Below are 18,368 nucleotides of genomic sequence, written 5' to 3' on the forward strand. Positions count from 1 at the left end.
CCAGATAGTGATCAAGAATCAAAGTTATTTATAGTATGAATAGATGCCGATAGAAAGTTTCGGCGCTTTATCATTCAGTTGTAGATTTCACTTTTTTTGCTTTCACCTACCACCTACATTTTTCTAAAAGATGGGTCAAAATAGCCTATAAGTTTAAGTTATACCCATTTTAGTTTTCAAACCACTTGACATTTTATAGGCAGACTCTTAGAATTATTTCAACTAAGCCAGCAGATGTTTCCAATTATATAATCAGTTGTTTCTGAATAAACTAGTTTGCAAAACTTACTGGCGTTTTAATTCTTGTGCAACTTTACCTCCTTCAACCTACTCGCACAATCTGCTTTTTAGACCTATTACTCGAAAGCTAAAAATATGTTCCCGGTGTTATGGCAGAGCGATGGTCTGGTACTTTATACGCACGATTTTTTTACAGTATTGGGTTTGGTAGTAGGTCTGGGAGTTTACTACTATGAACTCCGCCGTAGAGCGATGCTTTCCTACAAAATCTTTTGGATTTCGCTTATAGCGATATTGGGTGGTGGGCTTGGTTGTCGACTTATTACAGCCTGGGAACATCTTTCTTACTATACTAATCAGGGAGGCGTGCCATTTACATGGCTGGTAGCACATAGCGGGAAAAGCATTATAGGCGGGATTGCAGGAGGCTATCTGGCTATCAAGATAAGCAAAAAGGCGTTTAACTACAGGATTTCTACCGGGGATTGTTACGCCCCCGCTATCCCTTTGGCAATGGCAATCGGTCGAATAGGCTGTTTTCTAGCAGAATTACCGCTTGGAAAACCTACCGAGCTTCCATGGGGTATTGCTGCTACCGCTGATTCAGCCTCGCATTTTGTCAGTTGTCCCTACTGCCTACAGAATATGCATCCTAGTATGATCTATGAAATTATCTTTCACCTCATAGCTTTTGTCGTGATTTTAAGATTCCGACACCTCGTCATAGTACAGGGTGACACCTTAAAACTTTATCTGCTGGCGGCAGCGCTTTTTCGCTTCCTAGTTGAATTTGTACGTGCCAATCCTGAGCAGTTCTGGGGACTTACCGGACCGCAGATTGTATTAATTCCGCTTACCGGACTACTACTTTGGTATTTTATCAGGCAATTGAGAAAAGGGGTTTACCGGATGCCCCCTGCCCCGCCTTATGAACTTACTATTGAAGAAAAGGTTGGTTGAGGATGAGCGAATATTACCAGATAAAAGGCTATATTAGGCACAATCGGAATACCTATACTCGTGAGGCAATTACAGAGGAACTTTTGAAACGAGGGTATTCACAAAGTGACATTGATGATGCCTGGAAATCCCTGTTGGAAGAGGAACATATTTTAGAAAATGCCAGTAAGGAGTCCGTAACTGAATCGGGTAAATTCTGGTGGGCATTTGCAGCTTATTTTTTTATTCTTCCTGTAATAATCGGTATTCTAGCCAGAATAGTCAGAGAAAAATCTTATTACATTATGTCTAACAATTCTTTTAATGTGTTTCTTATTGGTGGGGTTATTACAATTCTATCGGGCATTATTCTCAGTTTAATTTTTTGGGATAGCGATAAGCCTCTGTCGAGAGGCGTTTTTTACGGTTGCCTGTTTACTACTGTAACTCCAGTTATATCCCTTGGAGTAATCATAGGTATCTGTAGCGCTGGTTGATAAAGCCACACAGGAAATAAACTGAGATAAAAGAAAATGGCAAGCAAAAGAATCGAAGAAATAATTGAATATATTCGGCAAACCGATGCCACCTATACCAGAGAAGCAATTAATCAGGCTCTTAAAGAGCGTGGTTATAGCGCCGAAGAAATTTCAAATGGCTGGAAGGACGCGGAAAAGTTAAAAGAACCGAGAGCAGAACCTAGAATTAGTTTGGTAAAGGCAAAGAGCTTTTGGCTAGCCCTATTCGGTTTTTTGCTAGGCGTTCCTATCTTTACAGCCCTATTCGCTATACTGGGTGCGCTTTTATCAAATAATTCACCCTACAGTATTATGGCACCGCTTCTCGGTGCATTATTTGTTTTGATAGTGCTGATTTGGGTCGTTTCTTATATAACCGGACACTGGAAGGATAATATGGTTGTTTCCAGAGGACTATTGACAGGCTTGGTGTTAACCATAGTATTGCCATTTATCCCTTTCTTTATAGTGGCGGGTATTTGCACTACTTATAGCAATTGGAAATAATCTTACCAGGATTTGGTATGACTGCCCGTTTCTACTATAACCCGATTGCAATGCTATCAGATAAGGTAAAAGATGAGAGACTTTTCAGAAGCGAGAAAGTTTATAGAGAAATACCAAGAGATTTATACCCGTGAAGCTATAACCAAGGAGCTTTTGAAACGCGGTTACTCAGAAACAGATATTGAGGAAGCCTGGTTATTGGTTACGAAGGAGGAAGAGCAGCTCATGTATTACTCTTCTTCCAACTCTTCCGGAAGTAGTAGTACTTTCGAAAGTATTACTACTTCCGGCAAATTCTGGGTAAGTTTTTTAATCTATTTCTTGGTAATACCAGTAATCATTGGTATTATCTCCCGAATACTTGGAGGTTCAAATTACTCCGAAGCATTTACCGCTTTTTCAATTAGCGCATTTGTTGCAGTAATATCTGGAATTATTCTCAGTATCATTTTTTGGGAAACTGACAAACCTTTAGCGCGAGGGGTATTTTACGGTTGCTTTTTCTCTACCATAACTCCAGTGATTTCTCTGCTAATTATAATTGGAATTTGTAACGCCGGTTGAAGGAAATAATAGGATGGATTTACGACCTTTTACGCCACTACAAATGGTACTCACGGTATGTGGTAAATGCTTCTCTGAGGATCCGGGTCGCAAGATAGAATATGAAAGGGATGTGCTACAAGGTAATCTCATCTTGATGGATGGTAAAGTCTATCTGCGCCGTCATTGCCGCCGTGGTCATGGTGAGGTAATCAGTTTGTATGAGGAAGATTACGGACTCTGGGAATATTTGCAGCAGTGGCGGGTACCGACAAAATACCATATCTCCGATACTGTGGGTAATAACCTGCCTATACCGATGGGTTACTTGAATGGTCTAGGTGAGTTGCAGACTCAGCATAGTTGTATTTTTTTGCTAGATATAACTGAGAACTGTAACCTGAAATGCCCAACCTGTTTTGCCGACAGTGGTCCTTCAATAAACCGTTTTGTACGGCTCGACCATATTATGCGTTCTCTTGACGCTGTGATAGAGCGCGAGGGGGGCAGAATCGATGTGCTGATGCTGAGTGGCGGTGAGCCCACTGTCCATCCTGATATCATCGAGATTATCAAGGAAGCCACTCGCCGTAATGTGACCAGAGTTTTGCTTAACACTAACGGGATACGAATTGCCCGTGAGGATAAATTGCTTTCTGCCTTGGCAAAACTGCGAAACCGGGTGGAAGTGTATCTGCAATTTGATGGGTTTTCGCTAGAATCCCATCTGTACCACCGGGGTGAGGATCTGCGGGAAGTCAAGAAGGAAGCGGTTCGACGTTTGGCGGAAGCCCGTATTTTCACAACTTTAGTAATGGCGGTTGCACAGGGAGTAAACGATCATGAGGTTGGTCAAGTAGCAGAATTCGCTTTCCAGACCGATTATATCGGCGGGGTTTCCTTCCAACCGATATTTGGGTCTGGTCGTGCCAATACTATAGACCCAATGAAAAGAGTTACTACTACTGGAGTATTGCGACTTCTGGAACAGCAAACTGGCGGAAGCTTGGTACCACAAGATTTTATTGCATTACCGTGTAGCCACCCTGATTGTTGTACCCTCACCTATTTTATTAAGGGAGATGAAGGTCAGCTAACTTCGATACCGAGCCTGTTGGGACACGATAGGCTAAAAGCTAACCTGAGTCTGGTTTCAAATCGGGTTGCTTATCCCGATGCCAATCCGGCTATTCAGGCTGCCCTCACGGGAATGATGAGCGAAACCACCACTATAACCCGCCCGGAATTAGTAGATTATGTGCTGAATATCTGCGAAAATTGCGAATTGGGTCTGAGCAGTTTTGTAAAAAGTGTGACTAACCTATTGCTCAAACGCGAAGACCCGGTTGAAACAATCGCTAAAAGGATGAAACGAATTACTATTAAATCTTTTATGGATGGTTGGACTATGAATGTTGAAAGGTTGCAGCAATGCTGTGTGCATGTGGGAACTACGGAGGGCGACTCTAACCCTATCCGTATCCCTTTTTGCGCCCGGCAGCTTTTCCAAGAAGCGCGAGACAAAACTCTAACCGGAAGAGTTAGGGCTGATGAACTAATTCAGGTAAAACGTAACAAGGAGGTAAGAATATGAGTTATCCGGGGGTAGAAACGCTGAGTCGAACTCAGAAATATGATCGCTTAGCCTTTACTTTCTGTAGGATGGGTACCACCGGGTTGATTTGCTGGTTCTTTACCCCACCCATCTTTATTTTGTTGGTCGGTATAATAACTATTCTACTCTACATTAAGGCTGTATATGAGGGAGTAAGGCGTAGTCGCTGTTTCCTGCGCAAACCCTTTTTGATCATGGGTTTCTGGAGCTTGGCAGTTATAGCAGATGCAGGCTGGTTCTTTTTTCTGCGATAGAAGGCTTGCTTTGGTTGCGGTCTTCGATTAATAAATGAGAAAGATCAGTACCAGAGAGTAACTCGCTGGAGATCTATCTCACCCCAAAGCAGATAGAAGTTAGCTCGCTTTAATAAGAATGGCGAGAGGTGATAGGATTGCCTACTCAAATCCTGGCTATCCTCATTTCTGACAAAACCTTCTTTTCTGTACGCTAGCAAATTGCGAAAAACAAAGATTAAAAAATTTGGGGTAGCGCTTGCCTACCCCGAAACCTTTCTGAAATTTTGAAATTACTTACTCCTAGCGCTTACCTGAGTTTCGAGCCAGTTATTGGAATCTTCTGCTGAAAGGGGGAATGATAAAAAATTGCCTTGAAAGTAATCAAATTTCAGATTACCAAATTTTTTAACTTGCTCTTCGGTTTCTATGCCCTTTACAACAACTTTCATGCCTAGATTACGGGCGGTATTTACAACCGATTCTGCCAGTGCAATGGTTTTACGGTTTTCGAGTAGTTGATACAAAAAGCTCCGGTCAAACTTAATTTCATCCAATTGGAAACGACTGAGCCAGCCTAGAGAAGACTTACCAATCCCGAACCCATCCAATACCGCTTTAACACCCAATACTTTTAGATTAAGTAACTGTCGCGCTGCCAATTCTGGGTTGACCATTAATGAATCCTCACTGATTTCAAGGTGAAGGCTAAAGGCTTCAAGCCCGGTTTGTATTAGCGCTTTTTCAACTTCCATTACTAGGTTCGGATCCAATATTTGTCCGGTGGAAAGGTTTACACTAACCGAAAGCATTGGATACAAACCGAACTTTGCTTTCCATTCTCTGGTTTGATTGCATGCGCGTTTTAAAACCGTATAGCTGATTGCTTCTAGCAACTTGGCTTCTTCTGCCACTTCCAAGAATTGCGTGGCGGTCAATATCCCTCTCGTAGGATGCTTCCAACGTGCCAGCGCTTCAAATCCCTTGAACTCATTGCTACCAAAAGCTACAATCGGCTGATAATATACCAAGAATTCGTTATTGAAAATTGCCCTTCTTAGCTCTAGTTCCATTTCAAAGCGCTGGGTAAAATTTGTACGGATTTCAGTTTGGTATATTTCAAAGTTACCACGCCCATGTGATCTAGCATAGAACATAGCAATTTCGGCATTTCTAAGCAGTTCTTCAGGGGTTTCCAGTTCCTTCTTTTGACTTACGGCTACTCCCATTGTGGCGCTTACACTGATGGCTTTACCTTTAACGGTAAACGGTCGAGCGAGTTCCTCTTGAATTTTTTCTATAAGCGTTAAGGTGCGAGACCCGTCAGCAATAAAGGCTACAAAATTATCGAAATATAAATGTTCAACAAATTCATCAATTCCAAAGCAGGAAATTAGCCGACGAAAAATATCTGAAATTAATTGGTTGCCATTTATATATCCCAATTCTATATTAGCTAGTCTGAAAAAATCGATATTGATATAAATGATTGCAAGTGGTTCTTTAACATGCGGGTTATCCAAAGAGTTACCCACTTTACTTAAAAAACCCGATCGCCTTGCTGCTTCTTCCATTGTCACCGGGTCAAGAATTTTTTTCATATGCCTGCGCTTTCGATTTACCAGCTACGTAATACCATATTGTCATAATTATTATAAATTTACTACATTACAATATATATATCTATAGTCTTAAAGATTATTAATCATCTTAAATAATACAAATATGGAATTTTCTTGATTCTTATGTTAAGATGAATACTTGAGCGGGTGTTCTATATAAGAGTTAAATCGGGGACATGCTAAATTCGCTTTTGTTCATAATTTTGCTACCAGTGATTGTTACGTTGCTTGTTGTAGCCTTGCTAATTTTCAGGCGCAGACGTAAGGTTTTGGCTCGCCCAGAACTGGAAATTGAAGATAATCCGCTTCTTGAAAATGATAATACTACCGATATACCCCGCAATACCCAGCAATTAAATCCTACTCTGGTAAATCGCTCTGCCACGCAACTGACCGGAATGTTTGGCACTATCCGGGGTCGCGCTACCCGCCCCCGCCGAATTCGTCCAGAAGTCCGTCCCCGCGACCCCGACCGTAATGTTCCTAAGTTGACTCCTCGCGCTTTACGCCGTGCCGGGTTACGTTCTAGGGTATTCAAGATAACCGATGAGCAAATCTTGGCTACTTCTGGTTATGCCATTACCGACGATGTGCAGAAATTACCCACTATAGATCCCCAATTCAGCTTTGAATCAACCGGGTTTGATTTGCCGCAAAGCCTTAACGAATTTGGGGCTGTTGTGTCTCCCTCTGTGATTACCGGTAGGTTATATACCGGTGGTAGCCAATTCGGAAAGGCTACTTTCCAGACCACCGCCGGACGAGAGTTCGTAGAACGTGGAACTGATGTTGGCTTCGACTATGAATCAATACCATCGCTTGATTATGAAAAATTCGCTGACAAATCGGTTCACAAAGAGCTTGATTTCGAACTAGAATATGCCTCCCACCCATACACCAGCTTTTTTTCAGGGGTTTCGGGTTCTGGTATGCTTCCTTTCAGTGGACGTTTATTTGAGCGGACTGAGCAGGGTAGGGATTTTGTAATTAGCGGTGGCTCAAACGGTAACGGTCATTACCAAAACGGTAAGAATGGTAATGGGTTGCACGTAGTTGGCGAACCAGCTTTAGAAATGGATATTCAGGACTTCTTTTACCGTATGGGAAAAGGCATCGTACTTGATGAGCCTCTCCCGCCTGAAGAAGTAGAAGTTGCGCCAGCTTATGAGCCTATGGTACGAGAGCCGCTATTTAACTATGGCTACACCGGAACAATAGGTTTTTTCACCCGCCCTACTGCCGAACGTCGCCGCTTGCGCCGCTTGATAAGCCGTGACCCACTCGCGCCTTTCCGCGCCTTATTTCGCCAACGCAACCGCAAATCAATAGTAACTGTGTTCTTGGGTAGCCTTTTTGTAATTTTCACTATTATTTTCGGGCTTGTGTTTTTGAGCAAGCAAATCGACCGTGCGCCACTTGATACTTTCTCGGTGGTATTAGGTCCGTTGGGGCAAGGTGAAACTTATCGCTCATTTCAGGTAGGGCGTGAGATTTCGGTCAGTTTGCAAAAAGCGTTGGTGACTTCGGCAGGTGCAGACGTGCGTTTTGCCGATAATACCGTAGAAAATGAGCAGCAGGCGCTCCGAGAACTGCAACGCACTAAGGCTGACACCGCGCTCTATGGTTATCTCGATGATGCAAATCAGGTTCACATGCAAGTTTTACTCGCTCCCAATGGGCCCTTTGATCCCGGTGGGGGAGGACGGATTGCAGTAGAGCTGTATTCGTTTGAACCCACACGCTTGTCATTCATATTTCCGCTCGATTCTAAAGCAGTAGAGCAATTGGTGATGGCTCTTTCAAATTACTACAGTGGAAATTATGACCTTGCAGGGGCGCAGTTCCAAGCTACCTCACAAACATTAGGACAGCAAGATATACCTGAATTGCATATGCTGGCAGGGATTTCATTCCAGTTATTACGGAGTTTCGATGGTGCGGTAAGGGAATATGATACCGCATTGACAATGATACGGGAAAAACGCAATCCGCTTAATCTCGATCCAGATCAAGTTACTAGTAACCGTGCTTTTGCTTTGCTGAACCTGCCCGACCATCTGCCCGAGGTCACTAATACCTTGCTCCAACTTTCTACCAATCACCCCGATAATCCCCATATGCTGTCTAATTATTTCTATCTACAATTAGATAGAGCTAACGGATTGAATAACGAGCAGCTTTTACTAGATATGAGCGCGAAGTTGAGCGCTGCGTTAGTTAAATACCCCGATTTTTGGGCAGGGTATTATTATCTCGGCGTAGCCTACTATGGTTTGAAGGATTACAATCAGGCTGAGGCAGCTTTCACCACTGTTGAGAAATTAAAGCCGGAGTACCCGCCTGCCTATAATATGTTGGGAATGGTTTTGCTTGATCGCTATTACCAATTCTACTTGGGGCGTACTACTTCTGAAAGCGCCGTGCTGCTGGACAATGCCCGTACTCAACTTCAGAGCGGGTTTGATCGTGCCAATACCCGCCGCGAGCGTACCAGCGCCTATGCCAACGCAGTGCGTCAGACTCAGGATCGAAATAAACTTGTACCCGCGTTGGAAGAATTCGCTAGAATTGCCAGCGGTGAAGCCGATCAAGCCAAATTCGGGCTGGCGCGTGATATTCTGGAACGCGGTCGAATAGAGGGTAACAAAGTTGGCAATGTCTTTGACCAAGCTTTACGCTGGCTTAAGAGTGAAAAAACCGCTTTGGAAGATGCACGCGAACGCTTCCAACAAATAACCAACGACCGCAAAGAGTTTGGTGATGGTTATTTCTATCTTGGCGAAGCTTATTATTTGCTAGGGGATGTCAATAATGCCAACGCTAATTATGAGCTTGCCAAAAGTAAACCAAATCCGCGTGTATTATATTATTCCACTGTTGCCGAGCACTTGGTGAAACAAGACAAAAAGCAAGAGGCAGTGGCACAGATTCAAGACTATACCAAGAAATATCCCAACTCATCAGAAGGCTATGTGGCTTTAGCGGATTTGTATCTCAAGATTAGCCAACCGCAAGATGCCCTTAATGCTGCTGCTGAGGCGGTGCGTCGCAATAATCGTGATCCTTACACTTATCTGGTACAAGCACGCGCACAAATCGCAGTTGGTCGCAATAAGGATGCCGATACCAGTTTCCAACGCGCTTCGCAGCTAGAGCCAAATAACCCGGATATACCTTATGAACAGGGTTTGGCTTTCTATAATCTCGGTCAACCTGCCGAAGCGTTGAAAGCCTTGCAGCAGGTTGCCAAACTTAAGCCTGATGCTTACCCTTATGCCCACTACTTGATAGGGCGTATTCTTCAGGATAGTTATAGCAACCCGTCCCAAGCGGTAACTGAATATCTGAATACGGTTAAGCAGGATGATGGGCAATTTCAAGCGTGGCTAAAATTGGCGCAATATTATAGCCAGGTAAATAATCTGGATGAAGCCATAAAAGCTTATGAAAAAGTGTTAAAGTATGACCCCAAGAACTATGTTGCTGCTTATAGCGAAGGTTTGTTGTGGGAGGTTAAGAAGCAGAGTGATACTGCCGAACGCTACTATCGGCAAGCAATTGAGCTACAACCCGGTTTGGTAAACGCCTATACCCAATTATCTCGTCTTTTGGCGAGTAAAAATAGCGGCAATTCTCAGCAAGAGGCTATTACGATGGCTCAAGTTGCTTCACGTTTGGATGCTAACAACCCTCAAACCTATGACGCGCTTGGCTATGCTTATCTCCAAACAGGGGATTATCGCAACGCTATTCAAGCGTTTGATAAAACCGTGTCGCTGAATGCGAACTATCTTGAAGGATATTATCTTCGTGCCACTGCTTATATCGCCTTGAAACAATATGACCGTGCCCAGACAGATATTAATCAGGTAATCCGTTTGAAACCGGAAGACCCTAACTATTATTTAATTCTAGGGCAAATTGTGGAGGCGCGTGGTAATGGCGAAGAAGCGCTGGTGGCTTATGATAAGGCTTTGAACCTTAAATTAACTAATCCCTCCCCCGCTTATGTCGGTATCGGCAATGTATATCTTGCCAGAGGTCAGATGGCGGTTGCTCGTACCAATTATCAGAAAGCAGTAGCTGCCGATCCCAATAATCTTGATGCAAATTACCAACTTGCCAGCGCATACTTTTTGGAGGGTAAATTTGACCAAGCTACCACCGAGTTTGAAAAAGTGGTTAAACGCCAGAATGATCGTGGGCTTGCTTGGTATTATCTAGGGCTATTGTATTCACGCCAGAATAGAGTTGACAATGCGCTGCAAGCCTTTAAGAACGCCGTTCAATTCGACCCTAACCGGGTAGAAGCCCATTACGAATTGGGAAATGCTTTCCGGGTCAAAGATCAGCGTGAACAGGCTCAGGCAGAATATGATGCCACCCTTAAATTGAACCCAACTTTTTACCCTGCTTATCTGCAAAAAGGCTTGGTACTTGAAAGCTTTGGTCACTATGATGATGCCCGCACCGCTTTAAGTCAGGCTTTGAGAAGTAGCGACCCAATAATCAACCAGCAAGCCCGCGATGCACTTACTCGTATTGGTAATCAATAAGTAGTTTCCACTCATCAGAATCCCCCAATTGTGGCTGTATTAATTTTGACGTTTAGATAAACCAAAGGGCAAGCAGTGTTGGCACAACTTGCCCAGACGAGTAATGTTCTAATTGAGAAAGGACACTACTCGTATGAACCTTAACACACTTAAAGAATTTCGGCACGAAATCTATGACTGCTTTGAATACGCCAGTGACGCATTGTTTAATCTGGCGGATGCCCTTATGACAGAAAGCCAGGCTCAATCGGTACTGGAACTGACCCTTTCGCCCAATTTTGAGCGAAAATGGCCCAGTTTGTATGAGGCTTTGCAAATGGGTCAAGTTAACCAAACTCGCTTCGAGCAAACCATGGTGCGCTACGCCCCTCATCCCTTCGATGGTGAAAGATTGGTACTGGCAGTGGATGCTACCAATATCGAGCGACCCTTTAGCACTACATCTGCAGATCGTGGCTGGCTTTACAAACACAATCTGCCCAATTGTGATAAGCCCGTGACCGTGGGTTGGCAATTCTCGACCGTGGTGGTGGTGCCGGCTCAAACCAGTAGCCATACATACATTGTCTCCAACCGCAGGATCAAAACCAGTCAAACACCAGCAGAGGTAGCCAGCCAGCAACTGAGCGAATTGCGCCCATATTTTGCTGAAAGACCGCTCAATCTGGGAGACCGGTACTACCCCACCAAAGCATTTATTCAAAATAGCAGTAAGGACTATGACTTGCTGCTGCGGCTCAAGTCTAACCGAGTATTCTATCGAAAAGTGGTGAGAGATGAGCAGAAACGAGGTCGCGGCGCTCCCGCTAAACACGGTGCTCGTTTCCAATGTAATGATCCCAATACGCACGGTTTGCCGCAGCGAGTGTGGGTTGGGACGGACGAAAATGGACACAAACTGGTAGTAAGCGCATGGACTGAGCTGCATTTGAGGGAAGCACCTGAACTGGCACTGAGCATAATCCGAATACAGCGTGAGGCAGCCAGTGGTAAAACCCATGACCCTCTGGAAAGTTGGTATGTGTGGTCGGGTCAAACTGAGCTTGACCTGACGCAAGTCTGGTCGTATTACAAGAGGCGTTACTCGATAGAACACGGCTATCGTTTTGACAAACAAGATTTGTTGTGGGAAAAACCACGCTTGCGCTATCCGAGCCAGTTTGAGTTGTGGACGGCGATAGTCAGTTTGGTACACGACGAATTGCAAATCGCTCAAGGCTTGGGCTTGGAAGTGTTGCGACCTTGGGAAAATAGTCAACGACAGCCAAGCCCTCAGCAAATTCGACGAGGCTTGTCCGGAATAATTGTGCAGTTGGGCAGTCCGGCCAAAGCCAGCAAAGTGCGAGGAAATGGGAAGGGTCGAGCGGTTGGCACCAAAGTAAGACCGGCTACCCGCTATAAGGTGGTCAAAAAGGGGTTTTCTACCTCTAATTTGACGAATATTCGCTGTTAAATTTGCTGGTAACTGGCTACAAACTGTCATTCTTTTGTAAGTTCCGATACGGGTTTCTATTTCCTATAGCCCCGTTTATCTAAACGTCAAATTAATTAATAAGTGCAAAATATATATGAGTTAAATTTGCGTAGGGGTTGCGTTAACCTTGAAGTTCCGCTATATTTGTTAAAACATCCTTATCACTAAGTTTAATAATGACAAGGGGTAAAGCTAACTTTACTGAGGTTTGGGGTAGAGAATTAAAAAATGCAATATGCTAATGATTCTTCAGGATTGCCTTCTCGCCTTGAAAGGCATACCGGTAATCTTCGACGCTTAGACTCAAGCGATTCTTCTGCGGGGAGTTGGCTGGCTGAGATAAAAGCCGAATTAGAAGCCAAGAGACAGGCTGATGCTGTTTTACAGTACAGACGAGATGCGATGGTTACCCGTTTGATGTTTGAATTAAATCGGGTACATTGTGTTGAACTGCTTGAGGAAATGAATCGTGAATTGCTTAATCGCGAGGGTAGGGTTGAGCCGGTTTATAATGAACGGCACGAATTATCACTAACTTGGCCCGTTCCGGGTGGCAGAAACCATATTAATGTAGGGGCTGATTTTGATGATGCTTCTGAGAGAATTTACTTGGTGGTTACCGGAAACCACATAAAGCATATACCCGTTGACGAAGCCGAGCTTAAAGCAGCCCTAATAGGCGCTTTCCGCAATCCTCAATTTGAGGTGTATCGCTGGTAATTAAGAACAGAAACCTGTTTAACGATAATTAAAAGCAAAATCCCATAAAAATAAACGAAAGTGGCTAGCCCTACTCTAGGGGTTAGCCACTTTCGTTTTTATACCTTGTAGAACTGATTTTTACTTCAGTCTTGCGCTAATGCCGGAACGCTTTGCTTGTTAGCCCGATTCTTCAGGGCTTTAATAATATACTGAATAGCGTTAACCAGCACTGTAAAGTAGGCGACCAATATCAGTATCAACAGAGCCTTGTGATCTACACCAGTTACTAGCGCCATTACATAAAGAGTATGCAATATAAGAACAATGGTTGATACTACATCTTCCCAGAAAAACTCGCGGGATAGGTAGTAAGCCCCAATAACTTCTTTCTCCCAGAACATTCCGGTTATGAACATGAAATACAGGAATGCAGTTTTGAAGATAATGGTAAAGTTGGTTACATCAAACAGTTTATCGGTAGTGAGCGTATAGATTACAAATCCCAAGCTGATGAAAAGTATCAACACCTGTATCGGCGCACCGATATACTGCACAATAGTCCATTTGCTTTTAGCTTTGCGTTCCATTTGTTCGGCAGAATAACGACTCATAGCATCTCCTTCGGTTGAATTTTCAAATCTCACAACTTATTGTGATGAATATACAACTAACAAAGACCTTAGAATGTAGCTGAGATTACAATTAATTGTTTGCTCGGTTTGTCGTTTGAGGAAAGAGGCGAGGAATGCACGGGGACTAGTTGATATGGATTAATCTTTATACCCTGCTTTGTGTTTGAGCCGTTTTAATAAAAGCGCCGCTTCTCTCATTTTAGTATCTCCGGCTTCAAACAGGATTTTTCGGTATTCTTCGATGGCGGTAATTGCTTCGGGTAACATGCTGGCTTTCTCGTATGCTATTCCGAGATTTGCCAAAGTATCAGCTACTGCTACCAATTCATCGGGTTGTACGCGCGCCAACATCAGTGCTTTCTGATAGTATTGCACCGCTTCAAGGGATTTGTTCTCATTTGAAAGTAATACGCCAAGCGTGTTCAAAGTAGAGTATGCTGTTTCGAAATCTAGCCCATCGAGGTTATTTGCGGCAGCAGCCAGATATTTAACCGCTTCTTCATTATCTGCTATTCCCGCGTAGGCAAAACCGAGGGTGATGTACAAAGTCTGTATATTTCCCGATTCACCTAATTGTATAGCAAGCTCAAGGGCGCACTGAAAATCCTCGATTGCTCCGCTCAGGTCATTGCTTTCTTGGCGCACTAACCCGGCGTAATAGTGGGCTTCTAGTTCTTTCTCAAACCATCCTTCGGCGGCTGCCATTGCTGCCGCTTCGTGGTACAGGGCTGTGGCAGATTTAAATTGCTTTTTGGCACGCAATTCTTCCGCCTTTTTGTACTTTTCTTCAAGATATTTATTGAGAACTTCCTTTTCCATATTTGCTACCGTACACAATTAGAAATCCTCTAAAAGAAAAGGGATAAAGGCGACTGGTAAGGGTAAATGTTCATTCAAAAAATGCTCAAGCAGGTTCAAACCTAAATTGAACAGGCTCAAATCCAGTCGTTCGGTGCGATGAATGACCCGGTTCCAGCCTTCAGCTAAAGCTATCGTACCCAGATGTACAATCCAAAGATAAGCCAGACAAGCCGCTAACAATAACCTTTCTAGCCGTTTAGGGTCATCCAAATGGCTCTTGTCCAGCCGAAACCCTCGGCTCTTGCTATCGGAAAAGAAGGTTTCAATCCTAAACCTCTTTTTGTAGTACCGGATTGCTTCCTGGGCTAGAGCCAAATTACTCACCAGATAAAGTGGCTCACGGTAAGGCTTTTGCCAGACCGCTATGACCAGTACTGGTCCGTACTCGTGTTTGCTGAATGCTACGCCGCTCTGACTCACTACCTGACCAGGCTGAACCCCTAACTTACTGATGGCATAATGAGCTTGTTCATCCAACCAGACCTGGCTATTTTTAGCAGTACGACAGACATACTGCCAACCGTAATAATCTAACCGTCTTAACAAACGACAGCCATCGAATTCACCATCACCCAAAAAGACTACTTGGCTACCAGACGGAACCAACGAGTGAACTTGCTTTAACAATCTGATGTGCAAAGCTTGAGCTAAATGTCCCTTTTTAGCCTTAACCACCAACCAACCCAAAGGTAAAGCCCGCCCCTGATATACTACACTGATTACTAAGCCCATTCCACCAGCACCAACCTGACTGCCATCTATCACCAGTACCAGTGGACAATGACACAGGCTACTCAGCAATTGTTTGGCGAAAGGAGCATACACCACTTTTTGGTTAAAGTTATCATTTTTGAGCAATCGGCGCATTCGGATGATGCGGCTTTCCCGTTTAGTTTTATCTGGCACTTTGGCGGCGATATTAGGCAACGCACTATGCCGACTACCTACAATCCCACTGATCACCATCGCTAGAATTGTTAAATATTGTAATTCGCGCCCCTGCGCTTGTGGGTGGAGTTGCAACAATTGCTGTTTTATGGCACGATGTCGGCGAAGGTTGTCACTCATTTTGGTATCCTTTTGCTTTCTACTTTGGTCGGTAAGAAAACTACAGTTTACCACTCTGCCTCAACCTTCTCCTCCTTTTCCTCTCCTTTATATCTGTACGGTAGCAAATTTCCATAACCATATTATACACCTTACTAATGATTGACAGCACGCTCAAGGATGGTATCATTTCCATATTGTTGTATTGGAGAAAGGAAAGCTACAATGTCTCGACCCCTCTGGCTAGCTAGTGTCCATCATGATGGTTCGTCCATGTATCTATTTGCTGATAAACCTAAAATCGGCGATAGCGTTACAGTACGACTACGCGCCGGGCTGACTGCACCTATAGAGAAAGTTTATCTGCGTACTGCTCCAGATGGTGAGCAGGAAATTGTGCCTATGCATTTGGTGACAGCAACCGACAATTGTCGTTGGTGGGAAGTAACCTTAAAACTGCGAATGCCTCGCACCGGCTACCGCTTTTTGATTAGCACTGCGGAGGGTGGTTGGTGGTACAACGCCGCCGGAATTACGCGCTATAATCCTACTGATATTCGCGATTTCAAACTCATTGCCGGTTACCATGCGCCCGCTTGGGTTCGACACTCAACTTTTTATCAGATATTTCCCGACCGCTTTTATGATGGTGACTCCACCAGCAATGTACATTCCGGTGAATATACTGCACAGGGTAAACCTGTTGTCGCCAGAGTATGGGGAGAGCGCCCCCACACGCATCAAGAAGGGGGCGGCTACGAGTTTTTCGGGGGCGATTTACAAGGAATTGCGCAACGTTTGGATTATTTGCAAGATTTAGGTATTACCGCGCTGTATTTGAACCCCATTTTCACCTCGCCGAGCAACCACAAATACGATGTGGCAGATTATTATGAGGTGGACAAACACTTCGGCGGCAATGCGGCGCTGGTAGCTTTGCGGCGCGCTCTAGATGAACGTGGGATGCGTCTTATGCTGGATATAGTGCCAAACCATGTCAGCGCCACCCATCCTTGGTTTCTGGCGGCACAGACTAATCTACAAGCCGATACCGCCGAGTTTTTCACCTTTCGCCGCCATCCCAATGAATACGAGTCGTGGTTGGGGGTAAGAACCTTGCCTAAGCTAAATTATAATAGCTCTAAGCTGCGCCGCCTTATGTTTGAGAGTAAGGAGGCGATAATGCGCTACTGGTTGCGCAAACCATACCGTATTGATGGTTGGCGGGTGGATGTAGCAAATATGATGGGTCGGCAAGGCGAAATACAGCTTGGCAACAAAATCGGCAGAGCAATGCGCCGCGCTGTTAAACAAGAATCGCCGGAGATGTATCTGCTGGGCGAACATTTCTTTGACGGTACGTCCCACCTTCAGGGTGATGAACTTGATGCCAGCATGAATTATCAGGGCTTTACTTTTCCGCTTTGGCATTGGCTGGCTGCTTTTGAAACTCCTTCAATTTGGAGGCGGGAGTGGGAAGATAATGTGCCGCTGCCTGCCGCTGAAATGGCGGCTCAATGGCTTGAATTTATGTCGGCTGTGCCTTGGCAAATTGTAGCGCAGCAATTCAATCTGCTCGACAGCCACGATACGCCCCGCATACTCTCTATAGTAGGCAATGATCCGGTGCGTGTGAAAATTGCTTCCACCCTCCAATTTACCTTTCCCGGTACACCCTGCCTGTACTATGGCGATGAGATCGGGTTGGAGGGAGCAGGTGATCCTGATAACCGCCGTTGTATGGTCTGGGATGAGAGCAAATGGAATCTTGATTTGCGTGAACATTATCGCCAGTTAACCAGATTGCGCAAAGAATCGACTGCATTACAAGCGGGCGGTTTTCAGATAATCTATGCTCAAGATGAGACGGTGGCATATCAGCGTGAGGCTGAAGCTGAAGGTTTGCTGGTGGTAGCGCGGCGCAGCGATGATGGGCTGAAAGCGTTGCCTGTTGCTCATACTAATCTGACAGATGGCATGCAACTGGTAGAATATTTCAGTGGCGCGAGCGCAATGGTCGGTGAAGGGCTGTTACCGCTAACTACTTTGCCGAGCGTAGGGGCGCAGATTTGGATTTATAAGTCAAAGTAAATCATTTATATGGATAAGCCTTATCTAAAAGATGGATAAAACCGAAATGTGCTAACCGAGCTTGTGAAATCGCTAAAATGCGGCAGCTTTCGAGGCTTTGCAACTATGGGCGCAATATCGCCCTAAATTTTAACAAGGGATAAAGCAAAATGCCCTCATTTCACGAATTGTACCAATTGGCGGACGAGTTACGAGCTATTGGAGCGCAGGGATTGCATTTCAATCATCTTGAATATGATGTTCATCGCTACCGACGTGTTCTGGAAATTAGCGCTCGCTTGTTAGCCGCCTTGGAGCAACGTGAGGTTAATGAGGTATTGGCTGAGTTTCATGGGATTATGCAGCAGGTAAGCCCACGTATTGGTGCGGATGCAGTGGTTGTACGCGAGAACAAAATATTATTGATACAGCGGCGTGATAGCGGCTTATGGTGCTTGCCGGGTGGCGGGGTTGAAATCGGTGAAAGCCTGACCGAAGCAGCGCAGCGCGAGTTGCGCGAAGAAACCGGGCTTCAGGGTAAAGTGGTGCGCTTGTTGGGATTGCTCGACTCACGGCATTGGAAAGCCCTGAGCAAGTTCCAAAATTACTATGCCATGTTTCAGGTAGAAGTTGAACCGGATCAGGAACCTACTCCAACCCTTGAAGCCTGTGCTTTTGGTTACTTCGGTGAGGATGAATTGCCCCCTTTATTTTCCAGCCACAGTACCAGATTGCCTTTTATTTTCCGGCAATTGCGCGGGGAAGAAACAATCCCTTATGTTGATTAGTCCGGCACAGGTTTGAAAAAT

The 18,368-nt window shown here is 44.6% G+C and carries 15 protein-coding genes; 11 read left to right on the forward strand and 4 right to left on the reverse strand.

Features of this window, described 5'->3' with window-relative positions; translation table 11 throughout:
• Nucleotides 1-375: 375 nt before the first annotated feature.
• The 6 genes from OZ401_RS08970 to OZ401_RS08995 all read left to right on the forward strand — a co-directional run bounded on the left by OZ401_RS08970 (nucleotide 376) and on the right by OZ401_RS08995 (nucleotide 4,616).
• Complete coding sequence (locus OZ401_RS08970; protein ID WP_341467892.1) at nucleotides 376-1,200, forward strand: prolipoprotein diacylglyceryl transferase; 825 nt, start codon at nucleotides 376-378, stop codon at nucleotides 1,198-1,200.
• 2 nt (nucleotides 1,201-1,202) lie between these two features.
• Nucleotides 1,203-1,676 (forward strand): hypothetical protein, encoded by a 474-nt coding sequence (locus OZ401_RS08975; RefSeq protein ID WP_341467893.1) that lies wholly within the window; start codon nucleotides 1,203-1,205, stop codon nucleotides 1,674-1,676.
• 36 nt (nucleotides 1,677-1,712) lie between these two features.
• Complete coding sequence (locus OZ401_RS08980; RefSeq protein ID WP_341467894.1) at nucleotides 1,713-2,204, forward strand: hypothetical protein; 492 nt, start codon at nucleotides 1,713-1,715, stop codon at nucleotides 2,202-2,204.
• 72 nt (nucleotides 2,205-2,276) lie between these two features.
• Nucleotides 2,277-2,768: a hypothetical protein gene (locus OZ401_RS08985; protein ID WP_341467895.1), complete on the forward strand. Its 492-nt coding sequence runs from the start codon at nucleotides 2,277-2,279 to the stop codon at nucleotides 2,766-2,768.
• Nucleotides 2,769-2,781: 13 nt separating this feature from the next.
• The gene (locus OZ401_RS08990) at nucleotides 2,782-4,341 is read left to right on the forward strand and encodes a radical SAM protein (RefSeq protein WP_341467896.1); all 1,560 of its coding nucleotides are present in this window, start codon (nucleotides 2,782-2,784) and stop codon (nucleotides 4,339-4,341) included.
• Nucleotides 4,338-4,616 (forward strand): hypothetical protein, encoded by a 279-nt coding sequence (locus OZ401_RS08995; RefSeq protein ID WP_341467897.1) that lies wholly within the window; start codon nucleotides 4,338-4,340, stop codon nucleotides 4,614-4,616. The genes OZ401_RS08990 and OZ401_RS08995 overlap by 4 nt, the downstream gene beginning before the upstream one ends.
• A 272-nt stretch (nucleotides 4,617-4,888) precedes the next feature.
• On the opposite strand, the gene OZ401_RS09000 is transcribed toward OZ401_RS08995, so the two are convergent.
• Nucleotides 4,889-6,196: a putative bifunctional diguanylate cyclase/phosphodiesterase gene (locus OZ401_RS09000; protein ID WP_341467898.1), complete on the reverse strand. Its 1,308-nt coding sequence runs from the start codon at nucleotides 6,194-6,196 to the stop codon at nucleotides 4,889-4,891.
• A 197-nt stretch (nucleotides 6,197-6,393) separates the two neighbouring features.
• On the opposite strand from OZ401_RS09000, the gene OZ401_RS09005 reads away from it, so the two are divergent.
• The 3 genes from OZ401_RS09005 to OZ401_RS09015 all read left to right on the forward strand — a co-directional run bounded on the left by OZ401_RS09005 (nucleotide 6,394) and on the right by OZ401_RS09015 (nucleotide 12,967).
• The gene (locus OZ401_RS09005) at nucleotides 6,394-10,773 is read left to right on the forward strand and encodes a tetratricopeptide repeat protein (protein ID WP_341467899.1); all 4,380 of its coding nucleotides are present in this window, start codon (nucleotides 6,394-6,396) and stop codon (nucleotides 10,771-10,773) included.
• Nucleotides 10,774-10,906: 133 nt separating this feature from the next.
• The gene (locus OZ401_RS09010; protein ID WP_341467900.1) at nucleotides 10,907-12,226 is read left to right on the forward strand and encodes a transposase; all 1,320 of its coding nucleotides are present in this window, start codon (nucleotides 10,907-10,909) and stop codon (nucleotides 12,224-12,226) included.
• 249 nt (nucleotides 12,227-12,475) lie between these two features.
• On the forward strand, nucleotides 12,476-12,967 hold the full coding sequence (locus OZ401_RS09015; RefSeq protein WP_341467901.1) for a hypothetical protein: 492 nt from the start codon (nucleotides 12,476-12,478) through the stop codon (nucleotides 12,965-12,967).
• Nucleotides 12,968-13,092: 125 nt separating this feature from the next.
• Here OZ401_RS09015 and bchF read toward each other — a convergent pair whose 3' ends face one another.
• The 3 genes from bchF to OZ401_RS09030 all read right to left on the reverse strand — a co-directional run bounded on the left by bchF (nucleotide 13,093) and on the right by OZ401_RS09030 (nucleotide 15,510).
• On the reverse strand, nucleotides 13,093-13,560 hold the full coding sequence (gene bchF / locus OZ401_RS09020) for a 2-vinyl bacteriochlorophyllide hydratase (RefSeq protein ID WP_341467902.1): 468 nt from the start codon (nucleotides 13,558-13,560) through the stop codon (nucleotides 13,093-13,095).
• A 159-nt stretch (nucleotides 13,561-13,719) separates the two neighbouring features.
• Complete coding sequence (locus tag OZ401_RS09025) at nucleotides 13,720-14,400, reverse strand: tetratricopeptide repeat protein (protein ID WP_341467903.1); 681 nt, start codon at nucleotides 14,398-14,400, stop codon at nucleotides 13,720-13,722.
• A gap of 18 nt (nucleotides 14,401-14,418) precedes the next feature.
• Nucleotides 14,419-15,510, reverse strand: a complete 1,092-nt coding sequence (locus OZ401_RS09030) for an IS4 family transposase (RefSeq protein ID WP_341467879.1) — start codon at nucleotides 15,508-15,510, stop codon at nucleotides 14,419-14,421.
• A 204-nt stretch (nucleotides 15,511-15,714) separates the two neighbouring features.
• On the opposite strand from OZ401_RS09030, the gene malZ reads away from it, so the two are divergent.
• Both malZ and OZ401_RS09040 read left to right on the forward strand, forming a co-directional pair.
• Nucleotides 15,715-17,580, forward strand: a complete 1,866-nt coding sequence (gene malZ / locus OZ401_RS09035; protein WP_341467904.1) for a maltodextrin glucosidase — start codon at nucleotides 15,715-15,717, stop codon at nucleotides 17,578-17,580.
• Nucleotides 17,581-17,729: 149 nt separating this feature from the next.
• A complete protein-coding gene (locus OZ401_RS09040) occupies nucleotides 17,730-18,347 on the forward strand; it encodes an NUDIX hydrolase N-terminal domain-containing protein (RefSeq protein ID WP_341467905.1) in 618 nt (205 codons plus the stop codon).
• The last annotated feature ends 21 nt before the right edge of the window (nucleotides 18,348-18,368 follow it).

Origin of the sequence: Candidatus Chlorohelix allophototropha, assembly GCF_030389965.1 — a bacterium.
Classification (GTDB): Bacteria; Chloroflexota; Chloroflexia; order Chloroheliales; family Chloroheliaceae; genus Chlorohelix; species Chlorohelix allophototropha.